Below are 17,902 nucleotides of genomic sequence, written 5' to 3' on the forward strand. Positions count from 1 at the left end.
TCAGCGCCCCTGATAGTTTGGCGTACGTTTTTCGAAAAAGGCGGCGATGCCTTCGCGGCGATCGTCGGTGGCGGCCAGGGTGACGAACTGCTGACGCTCCATCGCCAGCCCCTGGCTGAGGCCGGTTTCCTCGGCCTGTTTCAGCGCCTGTTTGGCGGCGCGCAGCGCCAGCGGCGCCTGACGGCTGATGCGTTCGGCAATCTGCTGCGTGCGTTCCAGCGTCAGGGCATCGACGCACACTTCGCTGATAAGACCGGCCTGCAGCGCGGTGCGGGCGTCGATGGGCTCGCCGGTCAGCACCATCTGGCTGGCGCGCGACTTGCCGACGCAGCGGATCAGGCGCTGGGTGCCCCCGGCGCCCGGCATCAGGCCGAGGGTGATCTCCGGCAGGCCGAAGCGGGCGCTTTCGCCGCCGATGACGATGTCGCAGGCCAGCGCCAGCTCACAGCCGGCGCCCAGGGCATAACCGTTCACCGCCGCCAGCAGCGGCTTGCTGAACTGCGCCAGACGCTGCCACAGCTGTGGACGGCGATCCGCCAGCGCGGCCGGCAGATCCTGCTGTTGCAGTTCGCGCAGATCGGCGCCGGCGGCGAAGAAGCGCGCCGCACCGGCGATCACCACGGCGCCCACGCCGCTGTCGGCGTCGGCCTGCTCCAGCCGTGCAACCAGCTGTTCCAGGCACGGCGTGCTCAGGGCGTTGCGCGCCTCCGGGCGATGCAGCGTCAGAGTGACCACGCGGTGCTGCTGCTGATGCAAAATAAAGGGGGTGTCCATCGCGGCTCCTAGACGTCGAAGTCCAATACCACGCCGTCGCCTTTCGGCCACGACTGGCAGCTCAATACGTAGCCCGCAGCCAGCTGATCCGGCTCCAGGCTATAGTTGACGCCCATCTCCACCTGGCCGGCCTTCAGACGGCATTTGCAGGTGGCGCAGACGCCGCCTTTGCAGGCGTAGGGCAGGTCGGCGCCCTGGCGCAGCGCGGCGTCGAGAATGCTGTCGTCCTGTTCGCCGATCTCGATATCCAACCGGCGGCCGTCGAGCAGGATCGCCACCCGGGTGGCGTTGCGATCGCCGCTGTGGCGCGGGCGGGCGGCCAAGCCGCTGGTGTTGAAGCGCTCGCTGTGGATGTGATTGGCCGGTACGCCGGCCTGTTCCAGCACGGTTTGCGCGTCGTCCATCATCGATTCCGGCCCGCAGATAAAGGCGTGGTCATAGTCGCGGAAATCCAGCAGCGCGCCGCCGATCGCCGTCAGGCGTTCGCGGTCGATACGGCCGCTGAGCAGCGGGCTGTCGAGACTTTCCTGGCTGAACAGGTACAGCGGCTGAAAACGCTGCGGGTAGCGGTTTTTCAGGTCCGACAGCGCCTCTTTGAACATCATCGAACGGCTGTTGCGGTTGCCGTAGATCAGGGTGAAGCTGCTGCCCGGTTCGAGCAGCAGCGTCGCCTTGATGATCGACAGCATCGGCGTGATGCCGGAGCCGGCGGCGATCGCCAGGTAGTTGCCGTGGCGCTCTGCCTGCGGCTGGTAGCCGAAGCGCCCCTGCGGCACCATCACCTCCAGCGCGTCGCCGACTTTCAGCATGCGGTTGACGAAGCCGGAGAAGCGCCCCTGATCAATCGCCTTCACGCCGATCTTCAGCAGGCCTTCCTGCGGTGAACTGCAGATGGAATAGCAACGCCGCAACTCTTCGCCGTTGACCAACGCCTTGAGCGTCAGGTGCTGGCCGGGGGTATAGCGGTATTGGTTTTGCAGCTCTTCGGGCACCCGCAGGGTGATGGCTACGGCGTCCGGCGTTTCGCGCTCGATGGCGGCGACGTTCAGGCGATGAAAGACCGTCATGGTGTCAGCGCTCCTATATGCATTTGAAATAATCGAACGGTTCCCGGCAGTCGCAGCAGCGGTACAGCGCTTTACAGGCGGTGGAGCCGAACTCGCTGATCTTCTCGCTGTGGGTGCTGCCGCAGCGCGGGCAGGCTACCGGGCCGTGGGCGTGCGGCCGATCGCAGGTGTGCCCCTGCGGTGGCGCTACGCCGTATTGCCGCAGCCGTTCGCGGGCGTCGGCGTTCATCCAGTCGGTGGTCCAGGCCGGGCTGAGGCGAATGTCCACCTGCACCGGGCTGAAGCCGGCGGCCGCCAGCCGCTGCTCGATGGCGTTGAGCAGAAATTCGGTGGCCGGGCAGCCGGAATAGGTTGGAGTGAAGGTCACGCGCCAGCCAGCGCCGTCGCGCGCCACGTCGCGCACCATGCCCAAATCGGTGATCGACAGCACCGGCAGTTCGGGATCGCTGATCTGCTGCAGGCAGTGCCAAATCTGCGGGATTTCGGCGGGTTGCAAACGGGTGACGTTCATCGTGGCCTCCTACCATTGCCCGTTTGGGTAAGCGCGCTGCAGGAACTGCATTTCCGCCAGCAGCGGGCCGAGGTGTTCGCTGTGCCGGCCTTGCTTGCCGCCGTGTCGGAACGCCTGCTCGGCAGGCAGCGCCAGCGTCGCCTGGCGCAGCGTTTCTTCCACCTGCGCCTGCCAGGGGGCCTGCAGTTCGCGGGGATCGACGGCGATGCCTTGTTCCGCCAGTTCCAGCTCCAGCGCGTCGGCGTGGAACAGCTCGGCGGTGAAGCGCCACAGGTTATCCAGCGATTGCTGGATCTTGCGGTGGCTGACGTCGTTGCCGTCGCCCAGGCGGATCATCCAGCCGTGGCTGAAGCGCAGGTGATAATCGGCCTCCTTCAACGACTTGGCGGCGATGGCGGCGATCTGCGCATCGCGGCTGCGGCTCAGCGCCTGGTGCAGCTGTACGTGGTAGGCATCGAGCAGGAACTGACGCACCAGCGTGTCGTTGAAACCGCCGTTCGGCTGCTCCGCCAACAACAGGTTATGAAACTGGCGCTCGTCGCGCCCGAAGGCCAGGCTGTCTTCGCTGCAGGGCGGGCCGGCCAGTTCCGCGGCGTAGCTCAGAAAGTTGCGCGCCTGGCCGAGTAGATCGAGCCCGATGTTGGCCAACGCCAGATCGATTTCCAGCTCGGGCGCGTGGCCGCACCAGGCGCACAGGCGCTGGGCGAGGATCAGTGGCGTGTCGCCCTGGCGGAGCAAATAGCTGATGCGCGGATCGTTAACCGTCATGGTCGCCTCTACATGTTCTTGATGCCGTCGGGAATGGTGTAAAACGTCGGATGACGGTAGATCTTGTCTTCGGACGGATCGAAGAACGCGCCGCGATCTTCCGGCTGCGAGGCGATCAGATGGCGCGATTGCACCACCCAGATCGAGCAGCCTTCGTTGCGGCGCGTATAGGCGTCGCGGGCGTTTTCCAGCGCCATTTGGTCGTCGGCGGCGTGCAGGCTGCCGACGTGGCGATGCGCCAGCCCTTGTTTGCTGCGGATAAACACTTCATACAGCGGCCATTCAACGTGGCTCATGATCTCGGTTCCTTATGTTGGCTATGCGGCGGAGGCGGCGTTTTTCGCGGCGTGGGCCATGGCGCCGTCGCGCACCCAGGCACCGTCTTCCCAGGCGCGGCGTTTGGCCTGCAGGCGTTCGTGGTTGCATTGGCCGCGCCCTTTGATCACCTCATGCAGCTCGCTCCAGTCGATTTCGCCGAAACGATAGTGGCCCGCGGCGGCGTCCCAGCGCAGCTCCGGATCCGGCGCCGTCATGTCCAGCGCTTCAAGCTGCGGTACGGTGTTGTCGACGAATTTCTGCCGCAGCTCATCGTTGCTGTGGCGTTTGATCTTCCACGCCATGCTCTGGGCGCTGTGGGGGGAGTCGGCGTCGCTCGGGCCGAACATCATCAGCACCGGCCACCAGAAGCGATCGATGGCGTCCTGCAGCATGGCGCGCTGCGTGTCGCTGCCGTTGGCCATCGCCATTACCGCCTCGTAGCCCTGGCGCTGATGGAAGCTTTCCTCTTTGCAGATCTTCACCATCGCCCGCGCATAGGGGCCGTAGGACGCGCGGCACAGCGCCACCTGGTTGACGATGGCGGCGCCGTCGACCAGCCAGCCGATCACGCCGATATCCGCCCAGTTGAGCGTGGGGTAATTGAAGATAGAGGAGTACTTCATCTTGCCGTCGAGCATCTTTTGGTAGATGTCCTGGCGCGAACAGCCGAGGGTTTCGGCGGCGCTGTAGAGGTACAGACCGTGGCCGGCCTCATCTTGCACTTTGGCCAGCAGCACCGCTTTGCGGCGCAGCGTGGGGGCGCGCGTCAGCCAGTTGGCTTCCGGCAGCATGCCGATGACTTCCGAGTGGGCGTGTTGGCCAATCTGCCGAATCAGGTTCTGACGGTAGGCGTCCGGCATCCAGTCTTTGGCCTCAATGGCGATATCCGCCGCGATCTTGTCGTCGAAATGCTGCTGATACTGTGCGTCAGTTGTCATGCTTGCCTCTTGATGATTCGTGTTTTTCACATTAAACATAAAAATGTGAATCACTTTAACTAACCATAAGGCTACAAACTGATAACAAAAAAATCAAACGTAATTCATGTGGTTTTGCGAGGCCACTCACAATTGGTTTTGTTATTTATTTGATTTTGTTTGATTAATAAAGTGATTAATTACTTGTTTATGGCAGGTTAAGCGGTCTGAAAACGCCTTTTGTTCTCTTTTTGTTAAAATTTGATTTGGCCTCGACTGGCATTTATATGATACGTAATTAAGCTGTATGGTGAGAATTTATGAATTTCGGAGGGCACATGCAGCAGTTACACAGTTATCTTTCTGGCGCCTGGGTGTACGGGCAGGGAGAGGCGCGCGAAATCCGCCACGCGGTGACCGGCGAAGCGCTGTACCAGGTCTGCTCTGACGGCCTGCCGTTGGCGGCGAGCCTGGACTATGCCCGCAGCCGCGGCGGCCCGGCGCTGGCGCACATGACGTTCCAGCAGCGCGCCCAGATGCTGAAAGCGGTAGCCAAACACCTGCTGGCGCATAAAGAGGCGCTGTATCAGATTTCCTATCAAACCGGGGCGACGCGCAGCGACGGCTGGGTCGATATCGAGGGCGGCATCGCCACGCTGTTCGCCTATGCCGGCATGGCCGGCCGCGATCTGCCGGACGATACCCTGTGGCCGGAAGACGAGCTGATCCCATTGTCGAAACAGGCGCAGTTCGCCGCCCGCCACGTGCTCACTTCACGCCCCGGCGTGGCGCTGCACATCAACGCCTTCAACTTCCCGTGCTGGGGCATGCTGGAGAAACTGGCGCCGACCTGGCTGGCGGGCATGCCGGCCATCATCAAGCCGGCCACCGCCACCGCGCAGCTGACGCAGGCGATGGTCAGGCTGATCGTCGATAGCGGCCTGGTGCCGGAAGGGGCGCTGCAGCTGGTTTGCGGCGGCGTCGGCGACATGTTTGCGCACCTGGATTACCAGGATGCGGTGACTTTCACCGGTTCGGCGCAGACCGGGCAGCGGCTGCGGGCACACCCGCGCCTGTTGGAAAAATCGATCGCGTTCACCATGGAGGCGGATTCGCTCAACTGCTGCGTGCTGGCGGAAGACGTGACGCCGGAAATGCCCGAGTTTGCGCTGTTCATCAAAGAAGTGTGCCGTGAAATGACCGCCAAGGCGGGGCAGAAATGCACCGCGATCCGCCGCATCATCGTGCCGGCGGCGCAGGTGGTGGCGGTGCGTCAGGCCTTGCTGCAGCGCCTGGCGGGGGTGACGGTGGGAGACCCGCAGCTGGAGCAGGTGCGCATGGGGGCGTTGGTTAGCCACGAGCAGCGTGATGATGTGCAAAGCAAGGTGGAGTTCCTGCTGCGCAACGGCTGCGAACCGCTCTGTGGCGCGGCGCTGGATAAGCTGGAGGTGCTGGGCGACGGCGCGCGCGGCGGGGCGTTTTATCCGCCGACCCTGCTGTATTGCGCCGATCCGTTCACCCATCAGGCGGTGCACGGCACCGAGGCCTTCGGCCCGGTGGCGACGCTGATGCCGTATGCGGATACCGAACAGGCGATCGCGTTGGCGTTGCTGGGGCAGGGCAGCCTGGCGGGCTCGCTGGTGACCGCCGATCCGGCATTGGCCACGCGCTTCATTCGCGCGGCGGCCTGCGCCCACGGCCGCATGTTGATTTTGGATGAGCGGGCGGCGGCGGAGTCCACCGGCCACGGTTCGCCGCTGCCGATGCTGGTACACGGCGGCCCGGGGCGCGCCGGCGGCGGTGAAGAGCTGGGCGGGCTGCGCGCGGTGAAACACTATATGCAGCGCACGGCGATCCAGGGCAGCCCGGCGATGCTGGCGGCCATCGGCGGCGAATGGGTGCGCGGCGCGCCGGTCGCCGAGCATCCGGTGCATCCGTTCCGGAAATACTTCGAGCAGCTGCAGCTGGGCGACAGCCTGTTGACCGCGCGCCGCACCGTGACCGAAGCGGATATCGTCAACTTCGCCTGCCTGAGCGGCGACCATTTCTACGCGCACATGGACAAGATCGGCGCCGCCGACTCGCTGTTCGGCGAGCGGGTGGCGCACGGTTACTTTGTGGTATCCGCCGCGGCCGGGCTGTTTGTCGACGCCGCCGTCGGGCCGGTGATCGCCAACTACGGCATGGAAAATCTGCGCTTTATCGAGCCGGTGAAGATCGGCGATACCATTCAGGTGCGGTTGACCTGCAAAAAGAAAATCCGCAAGCCGCAGAAAACCGCCGAAGATCGCCCGCACGGCGTGGTGGTGTGGGATGTGCAGGTATTGAATCAGCAACAGCAGCCGGTGGCGCTGTACAGCATTCTGACGCTGGTGGCGCGCCAACAGGGGGACTTCGAAGCGTGATGCGCGTTTGCCGCCGCCGGCACCCCCGGCGGCGGCAAATCATTCAGATCAGCGGCTGACCGCGCAGCTGTTCAAGCACTTTCAGCGGTGAACGCTGCGGATCCTGCATCTTATTCACCGGCAGCAGGAAGGTCTGTTCCAGCATAAACTGGCCGCCCATCGCGGCATGCGGCGTTTGATCAGAGAAGCAAATCCAGCTGCTGCCCGGCGGGAACGTCAGCGCCAGCTGCGGCCCCCGTTGCTGATAATCGCCGTCGGCCTTCATGGCGTCATGCAACTGCAGCATCAGGTGGTCATAATGGCTGCGGCGGGTTTTGGTGATGCGCACCTGGTGCTGCAGCCAACTGCCGAAGGCGGAGTAGCGAGCGAGACGCGGCATAAAGCGTGCCGCCAGCTCAGGGAACGGCTCGCCGACCCGCCATTGGCGATGCTCGCCGTGCGGGTTGATGTTGGTGAAAATGCGCAGAATGCGTTCGCCGTAGTTCGGGCGCGACGGGAAGGCGTCAACGTGCAGCCGGCTGTCGTCTTTGCGCCAGGAACTGGCCGCCCGCCAAGCGGAAACCGGATGTAAACGCAGGCTGCCGGTCGGGTGGTGCAGCGCCTCCTGATATTCGGGCAACAGCCCGGCGATCAGCTGGCGGCAGGATTGGTAATAGCGTTCCAGCAATTGCTGAACCTGCTGCCGGCGTTCCGTGACGGCGACGCCGCTCAGCTTGCCGGACAGCGGTTGGTAGCTGATGTTTTTGCGCTTCGGGTCGACCAATGTCGGATCCAGCAGCGGCATTTCCTGTTCAGACAGGGTGAAGGCCAGTTCGGGCAGAAACAGCACCTTGCCCTGTTCCAGTTCGCTGACCGCGCTGGATGCTTCCGCTGCCGCCCATTGTCGCAACGACAGCGTCAGGACGGCCTGTTCGTGCATAATATCGCCAGTAGGCATGAGATCTCCTTGCAAATCTATATCGCTTTATTCCTGCCTCTCAGGTTGCCGCGTGATTGGCTGCACTGGCTTGCGCAGTGGCTGGCTGGAGCGGCGTCAGCAGGCCGCCCAATGGCAACGTGAAATTTGTGGGTTCTATTATGGCTGTATCAGCAGGGCGCAATGCGCCGAAGCGTGCGATGGCTTCCTGATAGATAGAATAATCCTGATAAGGGTATCACCGGCAATGCCAATGAAAAGTAAACGGGGTATAAACGAGGCGAGGTATAGGCACGAATAATCAAAAAAGGCACAAATTGCCTGCTGGATGGCGTGTTTTATCTTATTGAATTGTAATGAAAATGAATATACTGCTTATTATTTCCGTTATTTTATTCAGCGTGCAGGGTCAACCGGTGAAATAATGTTTCGCGAGGGAACTACTTCATTTTTCTGGCGAATAAATCGGGCCGCCAAATCTTGGTGACCCGATTATTGGTTAAGCGCCGTAAATGCAGTTTTTGCCTTTTTTCTTGGCCTGATACAACGCACTGTCCGCCTCATTGATAAAGCTGATCGGCGTATCGTTATACATATGCGGCACTTTGGCGCAGATGCCGATGCTGATGGTAACGATGCCGTGCGGGTTGCCCTGATGCGGAATTTTCAGATCGCGCACCGCGTTGATAACGCGCTCGGCGAAAATCAGTGCGCCTTGCACGTCGGTATCCGGCAGGATAATCCCCATCTCTTCGCCGCCGTAACGCGCCAGGACGTCGTTGCTGCGGCAGGCCAACCCTTTGAGCGTTTGGCCGATCTGCTGCAGGCACTGGTCACCGGCGACGTGGCCGTAGCTGTCGTTGTACTGTTTGAAATAGTCGATATCCAGCATCAGCAGCGCCACGCTGCGGTAGTTGCGCGAAGCCCGCGCCAGCTCGTTCTTCAGCGCGATATCAAACTGGCGGCGGTTGGCCAGCCCGGTCAGGCCGTCCAGCAGCGCCAGCTCTTCGAGCATCTGGTTGATGCTGGTCAACTGATCGCGGGTGCGCATCAGCTCGGCTTCGGTTTGCATGCTGTGCTTGATTTGCCGCAGTAGCACCATGCCCATCGCCAACAGGATCATCAGCAGCGAGAGGCCACCGGCGGCGAACAGACCGGCGTCGGTGCGCCAGTCCGCCAGCGCGTCGCGTTTCGACAACCCGGCGGCGATCACCAGCGGAAAGCGGTTGACCCGCGAATAGCCGTAGATGCGCTCCACTTTGTCGTACAGCGAGGTGATGGTGGCGTTGCCGAATTCCGAATGCGGCAAAATTTCGCTGAACAGCACGCCCTTGGCGATGTTTTTACCGATCGACGCCGCCGAGTAAGGGCGGCGGTAAAGGATAGTGCCGTCCGCCAGCAGCAGGTTCAGTGAGGCGTCGGTATTGAGGGCGAAGCTGTCGTAAAACTGGCGGAAATAATCGACGTACAGCGTCGCCAGCACCACGCCGCCAAAGCTGCCGTCCGGGTTGTTGAAACGCCGCGAAACGGGAATGATCAGATCGCCGGTGGTGCGGCTGCGGATCACCTTGCCGATGTACAGGCCGCCGCCGTCGCGGTTTTGATGGTATTTGAAGTAATCGCGATCGGCGTTGTTGGCGTTCTTGATGAATTTGCCCGAGGAGGTCGCCAGCCAGCGGCCGCGCGCATCGTAGAGAAACAGCCCGTGCAGCTGCGGCAGGTTGCCGACCTGCGTCTGCATGACGCGCTGCAGCCGCGTCAGCTGCGCTGGGCCCAGCCCGTCGGTCTGGAGACGTTCGTTCAGATCGAGCAGGTTGCCGTCCACCTGCATGAAAGTATCGTCGGCATGCTGCGCCAGCGAGCGGGCGAGGTTGGCGGATTCATGCTCGGCGCTGCGCAGATCGCGCTGATGCGCGTTCCAGATTTGCCAGCTGTTAAAGAGGATCAGCGTGGCGGCAACGATGATGACAAACACGCCGGCCTGAAATAATAATGGGGAGCTTTTAACGCTGCGCGCCGGCACGGCATCCTGTATGGGTTGCTGCTGAGTCATGTCACCCTTGTTGTTTGATTACTATTCAATTTGAGTTAAGAGCAATCTTATATTTTATGCATAAATGCGCCAGACCTCTAGCCCCTAACGTGGCGATAGCGAGAAAGGGCGTTTGCACCCCGTATCAGCGGCGGGGTGAACACTGCGGAGTGAAAGAGCCATGTCGGATTACATCATAATCACTTTACTGACGCTGGCGGTGTATTACCCCCTTACGCTGGGGACGCTGGCGGTGATGATGTACTTCGCCTGGCGGCGGCGCCGGTCGCCCTATTGGCGGTTGGGATTGGCGCTGTTGGCGCTGCTGTTCGTGCTGTTCGCCAAGGCGGCGTATGACTGGCACCGCTATGGCTAGCGGCGCCATGACGGGTTATTCGACGTTGATCATCCAGTTGACGCCGAATTTGTCGGTCAGCATGCCAAAGCCTTTGGCCCAGAAGGTGGCTTGGTAAGGCATCGTCACCTGGCCGCCCTGCGCCAGATTGTCGAACAGTTTGCGTCCTTGCTCCGCATCGCTGGGGTTCAGCGACAGCGAGAAGCCTTTATGAGAAGCGCCGCCGCCGTCATCTTGCGGGCAGCCGTCGGAGGCCATCAGTACGCCGTCGCCGATCAGCAGGCGCGCATGCATGATCGCCTCCGGATTGACGTCCTGCGGCCCGTCTTGCCGGGCTTCTTCGGGCATGTCTTTATAGCGCATGACCATTTCAATTTTGGCATTCAACTGCTGTTCGTAGAAGTTAATCGCTTGCTCACAGTTACCGCTGAAAAACAGATAGGGTTGTACCAGCATGACATTGACCTCGGTTGTGGCTCGACAGGCAACGACCGGCCCTCGGGCAGGAAGAAATGGTTGCTGGCGGCAATAATTGCCGTCGGTGACTTATTAGTGTAGTTCCCCTGGCGCAGAATGCTTGTGCGAGGTGAGTGCGCCTTCGCCGCCGGCATGACGGGCGAAGGCGCAAGGGCGGTCAATACAGCGACGGCTCGCCGGCTGGGCGGGTTTTAAAGCGGCGGTGCAGCCACATGTACTGATCGGGGGCCAGCAGCACCTGTTCTTCCACCACGCGGTTCATCTTGGCCGCCGCGCGCGTTTCATCATCCAGCGGGAAGTCCGTCAACGGCGGCTGCACGATCAACTCATAGCCCTGAGCATCTGGCAGGCGGCGCGGCACGAAAGGCACGATCGACGGCCGTCCCATGCGCGCCAGGATAAAGGTTCCGGTGGTCGTGGCGGCGTTTTCCACGGCGAAGAGCGGCGCGAACACGCTGCTTTGCGGCCCATAATCGTGATCCGGCGCGTACCACAGGATTTCGCCCTGTTTCAGGTTGCGGATCATGCCTTTGATATCTTTACGATCGAGCATGAATTTATTCGAGCGCAGCCGGCCGCGGGTTTGTACCCACTCCATCAGCCTGTTGTTGTGCGGGCGATGCACGCCGATGCCGGGGTTTTGCATGCCGAAAATGCGCGCGCCCAGTTCCAGCGTCAGAAAATGCAGACCGATCAGCAGAACGCCTTTGCCGCCCTGACGCGCCAGCCGCATGTTTTCCATGCCGCTCACCTGGAACCAGCGGGCGATGCGCCAGTCGGGCCAGAACCAGGCCATGCCGACTTCGAACAGGCCCATACCGACGGACTCAAAATTTTTGACGATCAGCGCCTCGCGCTCGGCGGCGGGCATTGCGGGGAAGCAGAGCTCTAAATTGCGGCGCGCTATTTTTACCCGGCGTTTCATCAGGCGCATGGCTATTCTGCCAAGGCCGTGTCCGAGTCGATAAATGAGCGGGTAGGGCAGTAATACCAAGAGATAGAGTATTCCCAGCCCTATCCACAGCAACCAATAACGAGGGCGCAAGAATTCGCGCTCAAAGCGTTGGTTAGAAAGCATTTTTCCTGTGATTCCTTGTTTTTCCAATGGGACCTTAACCCAAATTTTCATAGGGCGAATGGTAGAACATTCTGAGCTAAATAGGATTTTCCATTAATGCTTTTTTACGCTTTAGTTAAGCGCAGGCGAAAAACGGGGAGAGATAGGATTTTTACCGAGGGAATGGCAGATATTTTACGCTATTTCAAACGACTGGCGAAATTGAAAAATAAAGACACAATTAAGCGCATCGCAAAAGTGACAACTGCTATGTAACCTTAATGAAACAATAACGCAGCGGAACCGTCCCAAACGGCGGCCAGTGCGTACAGTAGCGCGAGAATCAGGACAAAAGGGGCATTGAACATCGGCGTTTCCTCCAGGAGGATTTGTTTAAAGTTTAGCCTCGCGAGATGACAGCAGGATGAAATCAGATCGTTTTTTGTACGGTGAAATTCAGACGGACGGAAATGGGTAAACCGCTGATTTTTTACTATAGTCATAGTGTGAAGTTATGCGTTTGTCGCCGTACGCCTCTGCATTGAGCGGCAGCGGGCAGGTTGCCCAGAGCAAGATCGCGGAGCGGACGGCGCCTGGCGCGAAACATGTGACGAGATTCTCAGAGGGTTGGTCTGTAAGGATTTGACATGTCATATGAAAATGACGATCTAAACGGTGTTGAGCAACCGAGCGACTACGTGAAAACCACCGCCTGCGAAGTGCGCAGCGGCGTAAAGGCAGCGCTCGAGCAATCATGTGCCTGCATCAAGGATAACCCTTGGGCGGGGATAGGCGCCGGCGCCGTCGTGGGCCTGGTAATAGGATTTCTGTTAGGCAAAAGGTAATAGGGAGAGTAAAGATGGGCATCATTTCCTGGATCATTTTTGGTTTAATCGCCGGTATCCTGGCCAAGTGGATTATGCCGGGCAAAGACGGCGGCGGCTTTATTGTGACCGTTATATTGGGGGTCGTGGGCGCCGTAGTCGGCGGCTATATCAGCACCTTCTTCGGTATGGGCCGCGTTGACGGTTTTAACCTGGGCAGCTTTGTGGTGGCAGTAATCGGCGCCCTGGTGGTGCTTTTTGTCTACAGGAAGATCAAAGGCTAAGCAGCCATTGCTCAACAGGGTCGCCGCGGCGGCCCTTTTTCGTGAAATCAATCCGGCGGCGCGGCGCAGTCCGCACTCGCTGAAAGGGGAATATCATGGGTCTGTTCGATAGCGTATTGGGTAACATTCTGGGCGGCGGCGCCAACGGCAAAGGCATCGACTACATCGCCATTATGCAGTGGGTCGAGCAACAAGGCGGCCTGCAGGCCATTTTGGACAAATTCCGTCAGGGGCAGTTCGGCGATATCGTCGGTTCCTGGCTCGGCAATGGCGAAAATCAGCCGATTACCGGCGATCACGTACAGCAGGCGTTGGGTAGCGACGCCATCAACCAACTGGCTGAAAAGCTGGGTATCGATCCGGCTCAGGCGTCCAGCACCATTGCACAGTTCTTGCCAACGGTCACCGATGCCGCCTCGCCAAACGGTGAAGTGCAGCAAGACAGCAACGAGCTGGGCGACATGGTCGGTAAACTGTTCAAATAATGATTAGGCTCCCGGTGTCTGGCCGGGGGCATTCACTCCGCTGATCCCCTCGATCGTCGTCAACGCCTGCTGCAGATGCACCACCCAGGCGCGCACTTTCTCCGGAATAAAACGCAAGGCGGGATAGACCGCGTGCAGCGCCATGGGCGGGTAGCGGTATTCCGGCAAAACGGGCACCAATGCCCCCGTCGCCAGCTGTTCGGCGATTAAAGGCCGTTGAGCGCCGCCGATGCCGGCCCCAGCCTCAATGGCGGCCAGCAGGGATAGCGTATTGTTGGCGCGGAACGTGGGCCGCAGAGCAACCGTCTCGGGGCCGTGCGGGCCGAACAGGGTGAGCGTATCGCCGTCGTTCAGGCCGCTGTAACGAATGTGTGCATGTTTCGCCAACTCCGCCGGGGAACGCGGCGTGCCATGCCTGGCCAGATAGGCCGGTGACGCCACCAGCAGGCGCTGCAGCTCGCCCAAACGTTTCGCCACCATGCCGGGCGCATGCAGTTCACCGAAACGCAACGCCACGTCGATGCCTTCGCCGATCACGTCGGCGAGGCGATCGTCCAGCAGCAGCTCGATGGCGAGGTTCGGATGGCGCTGCTGGAAAGCGATGGCCAGCGGTGTGACGTGCAACTGCCCGAACCCGGTCGGGGCGTGAATGCGCAGATTGCCCTGCAACTGGTGGCGCTGGCCGTGCAACGCCTCTTCCGCTTCGTCGACCGCCGCCAGAATCGGTTTGAGGCGCTGATAATAACCGCTGCCGGCATCGGTCAGGGTGACCGCCCGGGTGCTGCGAAACAGCAGCTGGGCTCCCAGTCGCTGCTCCAGGGCAGCGATTTGCTGACTGACCGCCGGCTGCGTCAAACGCAGATCGCGAGCGGCGGCCGACAGGCTGCCCAGTTCCGCCACCCGCATAAAGGTTTTCATTGCGCTCAGTTTATCCATGTCGATCTTCCCTATAGATTTTTCTTATAAGTGTTAGTGCTAATACTGCTCTACCGCAAGCATCGCTAATCAATAACACTCAGGGCATCGACAACCTGAGGAGTGGCAAGATGAATGCAAAGCGACAGGCATTGGTGATCGGCGCCAATGGCGTGATTGGGCGCCGATTGATTGAGGAGCTGACCGGCCAGGGCGGGCAAGTGGTGGGCGTCTCGCGCCGGGGTGGGCAACCGGCGCCGGGGGTGCGCCACCTGCAGGTTGATCTGCTGGATGCGGCGGCGACGCGCGACGCGCTGCGGCCGCTGAGCGCGATGAGTCACGTTTTCTATGCCGCCTATCAGGATGCGCCGGACTGGGCGGGACTGGTGGCGCCGAACCTGCAGATGTTGCAACACGTTGTCGAGGGGCTGGAGCCGGCCGCACCGGCGTTGGAGCACATCAGTCTGATGCAGGGCTATAAGGTGTATGGCGCGCATTTGGGGCCGTTTAAAACGCCGGCGCGCGAAAGCGACGCCGGGCATATGCCGCCGGAGTTTAACGTGGCGCAGCAACAGTATCTGGCGCAGCGGCAGGCCGGCAAGCGCTGGCGCTGGAGCGCCATTCGCCCGAGCGTGGTGGGGGGCTTCTCCCTCGGCAATCCGATGAATCTGGCGTTAAGCATCGCGGTTTACGCGTCGATCAGCAAAGCGCTCGGGTTGCCGCTGCGCTTCCCCGGTAAACCGGGCGCTTACCACAGCCTGCTGGAAATGACCGACGCCGGGCTGTTGGCGCGCGCCACGCTGTGGGCGGCGACCGAGCCGGCGGCGGCCAATCAGGCGTTTAATATCAACAACGGCGATCTGTTTCGCTGGAGCGAGATGTGGCCGAAAATCGCCGCTTACTTTGGGCTGGAATGTGCGCCGCCGCTGCCGATGCCGCTGGAGAGCATGATGGCGGACAAAGCGCCGCTGTGGCGCGAGCTGGTGCAGCGGCACCAATTGGCTGAACCGGACTATCGCGCGGTGGCCGGCTGGCGCTTCGCCGATTTCGTCTTTTCCTGGGACTATGACATGTTCGCGGACGGCAGCAAGGCGCGGCGCTTCGGTTTCCATCAGTTTGTCGAAACAGAAGCCATGTTTTTCTCGCTGTTCGATGAGTTCCGCCGTCGCGGCATCATCCCCTGAGCGTGGCATCGGTTTCCCCGCAGCACCGGCCGCGGGGAATGAGGTCAGAACGTCAGCATGATCTTGCCGATGTGCTCGCTGGACTCCATCAGCGCATGCGCGGCGGCGGCCTGCTCAAGCGGGAAGGTTTTAAAAATTTGCGGCTTCAGCACGCCGCGCTCCAGCAGCGGCCACACCTTCTCGCGCAGCTCGGCGGCGATCTGCGCTTTGTCCGCCACGCTGCGCGAACGCAGCGTCGAACCGGTATGGGTCAGGCGTTTCAACAGCAGCGGCATCAGATTGAGCTCTTTCACCACGCCGTTTTGCGTGCCGATTTGCACGATGCGGCCTTCCATCGCCGCGGCCTGATAGTTTTTGGCTACATAATCGCCGGCGATCAGGTCGACGATCACGTCGGCGCCTTTACCGTTGGTGGCGTCTTTGGTGCGTGCGACAAAGTCTTCGCTGCGGTAATTAATCGCCACGTCGGCGCCCAGCGCCAGGCTGGCCTGACGTTTCTCTTCGGAGCCGACGGTGGTGATCACCTGAGCGCAGAAGGCCTTCGCCAGCATGGTGGCGACAGTGCCGATGCCGGAGGTGCCGCCATGGATCAACACGGTCTCGCCGGCTTTGAGGTGGCCGCGCTGGAACACGTTGACCCAGACGGTAAAGAAGGTTTCCGGCAGCGCGGCGGCCTCGGTCAAGCTCAGGCCCGCCGGAACGGGCAGCGCATTGCTTTCATGCACGGTGCAGTATTCGGCATAGCCGCCGCCGGCGATGAGGGCGCAAACCCGATCGCCGGGCGCGAAGCGGGTCACGCCTTCCCCAGTGGCCACCACTTCGCCGGCAATTTCCAGGCCGGGGATATCCGAGGCGCCGGGCGGCGGCGCATAGTTCCCCTGGCGCTGCAGCACGTCGGGGCGGTTAACGCCGGCGGCGGCGATTTTCACCAGAAGTTGGCCCGCTTGCGGAACCGGCACCGGGCGTTCAGCGACGACCAGAACCTCGGGGGCGCCCGGCTGGCTGATTTCAATCGCTTTCATCGTGCCGGGCAGCGCTGCATTTGTTGACATGGTCACTCTCCTCATCGTGGCGGATGTGGCTATCGGGCGAAACGTCCGCAATAAAGTCTGCTGTTAGCTTAGCGAAATCGAATGAGGCGCGCGTGGTCGAATAGAGCGGTTTTGCGAGGAAGGGGCGAAGCCGCCGCGATGGGCGGCAGGGCATCAATCGTTAGGAGGGATGCGGAACCCTTTCAACGAGACGATGAAGTGGTCTTTTCCTTTGGAGATCTTGGCGCCTTTATCGCACCACAGGCTGGCAAGCTGGAAGAAGTCGTCGCTGCCGATATCGTAGGCCAGTTCGATTTTCTTGGCGGTGCCGGCGCGGATGAGTTTTTCTGCTTCCTGATGGTTTGCAGCTTTAATTATGGTCATGGGCGAAATCCTTGGTGTTAAGCCAGAGCGGATAAACGCGAATTATCATATGGCCATAGTGTGACAATTTTGTGATGAAAGCATGACAGCCCGCGAAGGCGCGGCGTGCGTTGTGCCGGGCCTTCGCGGTGAAAGCGCGTTGTCGGTTACCGATCGTACGGGCGGATGAGTGTGCTTTTTTTCTGAGATTTTAAATGTTTATAGAGGGCGAAGCCCGCAATGCCGGCCAAGACGGCCAGGAGGGCAAGGGATCCTGTGGCCATGAACGTTACCTCCGAATAAGAATGGCAAGGAGGCGTATTTGTGACATTGATCACTCTGCGGGGCAATGAGAGCAATCTGTAATCGGGAAGACGCTGTGAGGGCGAGGCAAAAAAAAGCGCCTATAGGGAGGCGCATAAAGATTTGCAACACAGCTTGTTGTGTTCAACACCAGGAGGAGTGGTGAACTGACGCTATTCTATGCAGCGGCAAAGGCGGCTGATATAGGTATTACTCCGAAAGCGCCGCTACCACTCATAGCCCAACTGAATGTTGTAATCGGGATCCTGATTGGTGGAATAAGGATCGGACTGGCGGCGGCGATCGGTTTTCTTCACCGGGCCTTCATACGCGGGATAAGGTTTGGCGCGTGGTTTGCTGCAGCCTGGATGATCGCACTCGATATCGACGCGAAAACCGCTTTTATCTCTCGCCTCTGCCCAGGCAATCGGCGGTTTTTCCGCTTTGGGGGCCGGCCCCGGCTCCGGCGCAGTTTTGGGGGCGGGGGTGATGCTGGGTTCAGGCGGATGATAATTCAGCTCCAGCGCGCCCAACGGGGCGCTGCAAGCGGCAAAGGCCAGCAGAATGGCACTGGCGGCCGGCAATGTAAGCCATCTCGGCATGGTGACTCTCCCTGAATGATTTCGTCAGGCAACTATAAAACAGCAGAACGAGAATTACTATCATTTGCCTTGGGCGTTACGGGCGAGCCAGGCGGCGATTCCATCGGCAGACGGGGTCAAATCCTGTGCGTTTAGCCGAGATTAGCGCCCCATCGCGGCGAAAAAGGTTGCTATTGCCGCTCGCTCATGAGTTAATGATGTCGGCCTGTGGTACAGACCTATTTATGCACGACATTTTGAGTAAAGTAGTTCAAATTTAAAGCGTTATCCCGGATAGCCCTTCTCTGACGAATTTCCTTTCCAGTGCCTCCATA

20 protein-coding genes are annotated in these 17,902 nt (G+C 60.6%); 6 read left to right on the top strand and 14 right to left on the bottom strand.

What is annotated here, in order from left to right; translation table 11 throughout:
• Genes paaF through paaA form a run of 6 tightly spaced genes read right to left on the bottom strand, consistent with a single transcriptional unit; the run spans position 1 to position 4,376 of the window.
• Positions 1 to 774, bottom strand: coding sequence for a 2,3-dehydroadipyl-CoA hydratase PaaF (gene paaF / locus ACSBQQ_RS02710; RefSeq protein ID WP_033647860.1), 774 nt, complete (start codon positions 772 to 774; stop codon positions 1 to 3).
• A gap of 8 nt (positions 775 to 782) precedes the next feature.
• A complete protein-coding gene (gene paaE / locus ACSBQQ_RS02715) occupies positions 783 to 1,841 on the bottom strand; it encodes a 1,2-phenylacetyl-CoA epoxidase subunit PaaE (protein ID WP_060427855.1) in 1,059 nt (352 codons plus the stop codon).
• Between the two features lie 13 nt (positions 1,842 to 1,854).
• Positions 1,855 to 2,352: a 1,2-phenylacetyl-CoA epoxidase subunit PaaD gene (gene paaD / locus ACSBQQ_RS02720; protein WP_033653577.1), complete on the bottom strand. Its 498-nt coding sequence runs from the start codon at positions 2,350 to 2,352 to the stop codon at positions 1,855 to 1,857.
• A gap of 9 nt (positions 2,353 to 2,361) precedes the next feature.
• Positions 2,362 to 3,120 (bottom strand): 1,2-phenylacetyl-CoA epoxidase subunit PaaC, encoded by a 759-nt coding sequence (gene paaC / locus ACSBQQ_RS02725; protein ID WP_033647857.1) that lies wholly within the window; start codon positions 3,118 to 3,120, stop codon positions 2,362 to 2,364.
• Positions 3,121 to 3,128: 8 nt separating this feature from the next.
• Positions 3,129 to 3,416, bottom strand: a complete 288-nt coding sequence (gene paaB / locus ACSBQQ_RS02730) for a 1,2-phenylacetyl-CoA epoxidase subunit PaaB (protein ID WP_004935173.1) — start codon at positions 3,414 to 3,416, stop codon at positions 3,129 to 3,131.
• A 21-nt stretch (positions 3,417 to 3,437) separates the two neighbouring features.
• Complete coding sequence (paaA, locus tag ACSBQQ_RS02735) at positions 3,438 to 4,376, bottom strand: 1,2-phenylacetyl-CoA epoxidase subunit PaaA (RefSeq protein ID WP_048321752.1); 939 nt, start codon at positions 4,374 to 4,376, stop codon at positions 3,438 to 3,440.
• A 317-nt stretch (positions 4,377 to 4,693) separates the two neighbouring features.
• On the opposite strand from paaA, the gene paaZ reads away from it, so the two are divergent.
• Positions 4,694 to 6,760: a phenylacetic acid degradation bifunctional protein PaaZ gene (paaZ, locus tag ACSBQQ_RS02740; protein ID WP_033653579.1), complete on the top strand. Its 2,067-nt coding sequence runs from the start codon at positions 4,694 to 4,696 to the stop codon at positions 6,758 to 6,760.
• 43 nt (positions 6,761 to 6,803) lie between these two features.
• On the opposite strand, the gene ACSBQQ_RS02745 is transcribed toward paaZ, so the two are convergent.
• Positions 6,804 to 7,697 (bottom strand): Kdo hydroxylase family protein, encoded by an 894-nt coding sequence (locus tag ACSBQQ_RS02745; RefSeq protein WP_060427857.1) that lies wholly within the window; start codon positions 7,695 to 7,697, stop codon positions 6,804 to 6,806.
• A gap of 478 nt (positions 7,698 to 8,175) precedes the next feature.
• On the bottom strand, positions 8,176 to 9,729 hold the full coding sequence (locus tag ACSBQQ_RS02750) for a sensor domain-containing diguanylate cyclase (RefSeq protein WP_060427859.1): 1,554 nt from the start codon (positions 9,727 to 9,729) through the stop codon (positions 8,176 to 8,178).
• 160 nt (positions 9,730 to 9,889) lie between these two features.
• Between ACSBQQ_RS02750 and ACSBQQ_RS02755 the strand changes: the two genes are divergently transcribed.
• On the top strand, positions 9,890 to 10,084 hold the full coding sequence (locus ACSBQQ_RS02755) for a hypothetical protein (protein ID WP_033635090.1): 195 nt from the start codon (positions 9,890 to 9,892) through the stop codon (positions 10,082 to 10,084).
• A gap of 15 nt (positions 10,085 to 10,099) precedes the next feature.
• Here ACSBQQ_RS02755 and yjdN read toward each other — a convergent pair whose 3' ends face one another.
• A complete protein-coding gene (yjdN, locus tag ACSBQQ_RS02760; protein WP_033635089.1) occupies positions 10,100 to 10,519 on the bottom strand; it encodes a VOC family metalloprotein YjdN in 420 nt (139 codons plus the stop codon).
• 178 nt (positions 10,520 to 10,697) lie between these two features.
• The gene (locus ACSBQQ_RS02765; protein ID WP_033647852.1) at positions 10,698 to 11,618 is read right to left on the bottom strand and encodes a Kdo(2)-lipid IV(A) acyltransferase; all 921 of its coding nucleotides are present in this window, start codon (positions 11,616 to 11,618) and stop codon (positions 10,698 to 10,700) included.
• 626 nt (positions 11,619 to 12,244) lie between these two features.
• Between ACSBQQ_RS02765 and ACSBQQ_RS02770 the strand changes: the two genes are divergently transcribed.
• The 3 genes from ACSBQQ_RS02770 (at position 12,245) to ACSBQQ_RS02780 (ending at position 13,190) form a co-directional block, all read left to right on the top strand.
• Positions 12,245 to 12,442, top strand: a complete 198-nt coding sequence (locus ACSBQQ_RS02770) for a DUF883 family protein (RefSeq protein WP_033635087.1) — start codon at positions 12,245 to 12,247, stop codon at positions 12,440 to 12,442.
• Positions 12,443 to 12,456: 14 nt separating this feature from the next.
• Positions 12,457 to 12,705, top strand: coding sequence for a GlsB/YeaQ/YmgE family stress response membrane protein (locus ACSBQQ_RS02775; RefSeq protein WP_033635086.1), 249 nt, complete (start codon positions 12,457 to 12,459; stop codon positions 12,703 to 12,705).
• 95 nt (positions 12,706 to 12,800) lie between these two features.
• Positions 12,801 to 13,190, top strand: coding sequence for a YidB family protein (locus tag ACSBQQ_RS02780; protein WP_033635085.1), 390 nt, complete (start codon positions 12,801 to 12,803; stop codon positions 13,188 to 13,190).
• Positions 13,191 to 13,193: 3 nt separating this feature from the next.
• Here the strand turns inward: ACSBQQ_RS02780 and ACSBQQ_RS02785 are convergent, their stop codons facing one another.
• Positions 13,194 to 14,126 carry a LysR family transcriptional regulator gene (locus tag ACSBQQ_RS02785; protein ID WP_039565394.1) on the bottom strand — a complete coding sequence of 311 codons (933 nt, stop codon included), beginning with the start codon at positions 14,124 to 14,126 and terminating at the stop codon, positions 13,194 to 13,196.
• 110 nt (positions 14,127 to 14,236) lie between these two features.
• Here ACSBQQ_RS02785 and ACSBQQ_RS02790 point away from each other — a divergent pair, with 110 nt between their 5' ends.
• Positions 14,237 to 15,289, top strand: coding sequence for an SDR family oxidoreductase (locus ACSBQQ_RS02790; RefSeq protein WP_060427861.1), 1,053 nt, complete (start codon positions 14,237 to 14,239; stop codon positions 15,287 to 15,289).
• Between the two features lie 44 nt (positions 15,290 to 15,333).
• On the opposite strand, the gene ACSBQQ_RS02795 is transcribed toward ACSBQQ_RS02790, so the two are convergent.
• The 3 genes from ACSBQQ_RS02795 to ACSBQQ_RS02805 form a co-directional block, all read right to left on the bottom strand.
• A complete protein-coding gene (locus ACSBQQ_RS02795; protein ID WP_033647848.1) occupies positions 15,334 to 16,341 on the bottom strand; it encodes an NAD(P)H-quinone oxidoreductase in 1,008 nt (335 codons plus the stop codon).
• A 153-nt stretch (positions 16,342 to 16,494) separates the two neighbouring features.
• Positions 16,495 to 16,704, bottom strand: a complete 210-nt coding sequence (locus ACSBQQ_RS02800) for a hypothetical protein (RefSeq protein ID WP_033647847.1) — start codon at positions 16,702 to 16,704, stop codon at positions 16,495 to 16,497.
• A 509-nt stretch (positions 16,705 to 17,213) separates the two neighbouring features.
• Positions 17,214 to 17,588, bottom strand: coding sequence for a hypothetical protein (locus ACSBQQ_RS02805; RefSeq protein ID WP_039565400.1), 375 nt, complete (start codon positions 17,586 to 17,588; stop codon positions 17,214 to 17,216).
• Positions 17,589 to 17,902: the final 314 nt, after the last annotated feature.

This window comes from Serratia sp. G204Y (assembly GCF_051172435.1).
GTDB classification, from domain to species: Bacteria; Pseudomonadota; Gammaproteobacteria; order Enterobacterales; family Enterobacteriaceae; genus Serratia; species Serratia sarumanii.

What these genes read in the sequence shown, in the direction of transcription:
- paaF (WP_033647860.1), bottom strand. Translation starts at nt 774, where the DNA reads ATGGACACCCCCTTTATTTTGCATCAGCAGCAGCACCGCGTGGTCACT.
- paaE (WP_060427855.1), bottom strand. Translation starts at nt 1,841, where the DNA reads ATGACGGTCTTTCATCGCCTGAACGTCGCCGCCATCGAGCGCGAAACG.
- paaD (WP_033653577.1), bottom strand. Translation starts at nt 2,352, where the DNA reads ATGAACGTCACCCGTTTGCAACCCGCCGAAATCCCGCAGATTTGGCAC.
- paaC (WP_033647857.1), bottom strand. Translation starts at nt 3,120, where the DNA reads ATGACGGTTAACGATCCGCGCATCAGCTATTTGCTCCGCCAGGGCGAC.
- paaB (WP_004935173.1), bottom strand. Translation starts at nt 3,416, where the DNA reads ATGAGCCACGTTGAATGGCCGCTGTATGAAGTGTTTATCCGCAGCAAA.
- paaA (WP_048321752.1), bottom strand. Translation starts at nt 4,376, where the DNA reads ATGACAACTGACGCACAGTATCAGCAGCATTTCGACGACAAGATCGCG.
- paaZ (WP_033653579.1), top strand. Translation starts at nt 4,694, where the DNA reads ATGCAGCAGTTACACAGTTATCTTTCTGGCGCCTGGGTGTACGGGCAG.
- ACSBQQ_RS02745 (WP_060427857.1), bottom strand. Translation starts at nt 7,697, where the DNA reads ATGCCTACTGGCGATATTATGCACGAACAGGCCGTCCTGACGCTGTCG.
- ACSBQQ_RS02750 (WP_060427859.1), bottom strand. Translation starts at nt 9,729, where the DNA reads ATGACTCAGCAGCAACCCATACAGGATGCCGTGCCGGCGCGCAGCGTT.
- ACSBQQ_RS02755 (WP_033635090.1), top strand. Translation starts at nt 9,890, where the DNA reads ATGTCGGATTACATCATAATCACTTTACTGACGCTGGCGGTGTATTAC.
- yjdN (WP_033635089.1), bottom strand. Translation starts at nt 10,519, where the DNA reads ATGCTGGTACAACCCTATCTGTTTTTCAGCGGTAACTGTGAGCAAGCG.
- ACSBQQ_RS02765 (WP_033647852.1), bottom strand. Translation starts at nt 11,618, where the DNA reads ATGCTTTCTAACCAACGCTTTGAGCGCGAATTCTTGCGCCCTCGTTAT.
- ACSBQQ_RS02770 (WP_033635087.1), top strand. Translation starts at nt 12,245, where the DNA reads ATGTCATATGAAAATGACGATCTAAACGGTGTTGAGCAACCGAGCGAC.
- ACSBQQ_RS02775 (WP_033635086.1), top strand. Translation starts at nt 12,457, where the DNA reads ATGGGCATCATTTCCTGGATCATTTTTGGTTTAATCGCCGGTATCCTG.
- ACSBQQ_RS02780 (WP_033635085.1), top strand. Translation starts at nt 12,801, where the DNA reads ATGGGTCTGTTCGATAGCGTATTGGGTAACATTCTGGGCGGCGGCGCC.
- ACSBQQ_RS02785 (WP_039565394.1), bottom strand. Translation starts at nt 14,126, where the DNA reads ATGGATAAACTGAGCGCAATGAAAACCTTTATGCGGGTGGCGGAACTG.
- ACSBQQ_RS02790 (WP_060427861.1), top strand. Translation starts at nt 14,237, where the DNA reads ATGAATGCAAAGCGACAGGCATTGGTGATCGGCGCCAATGGCGTGATT.
- ACSBQQ_RS02795 (WP_033647848.1), bottom strand. Translation starts at nt 16,341, where the DNA reads ATGTCAACAAATGCAGCGCTGCCCGGCACGATGAAAGCGATTGAAATC.
- ACSBQQ_RS02800 (WP_033647847.1), bottom strand. Translation starts at nt 16,704, where the DNA reads ATGACCATAATTAAAGCTGCAAACCATCAGGAAGCAGAAAAACTCATC.
- ACSBQQ_RS02805 (WP_039565400.1), bottom strand. Translation starts at nt 17,588, where the DNA reads ATGCCGAGATGGCTTACATTGCCGGCCGCCAGTGCCATTCTGCTGGCC.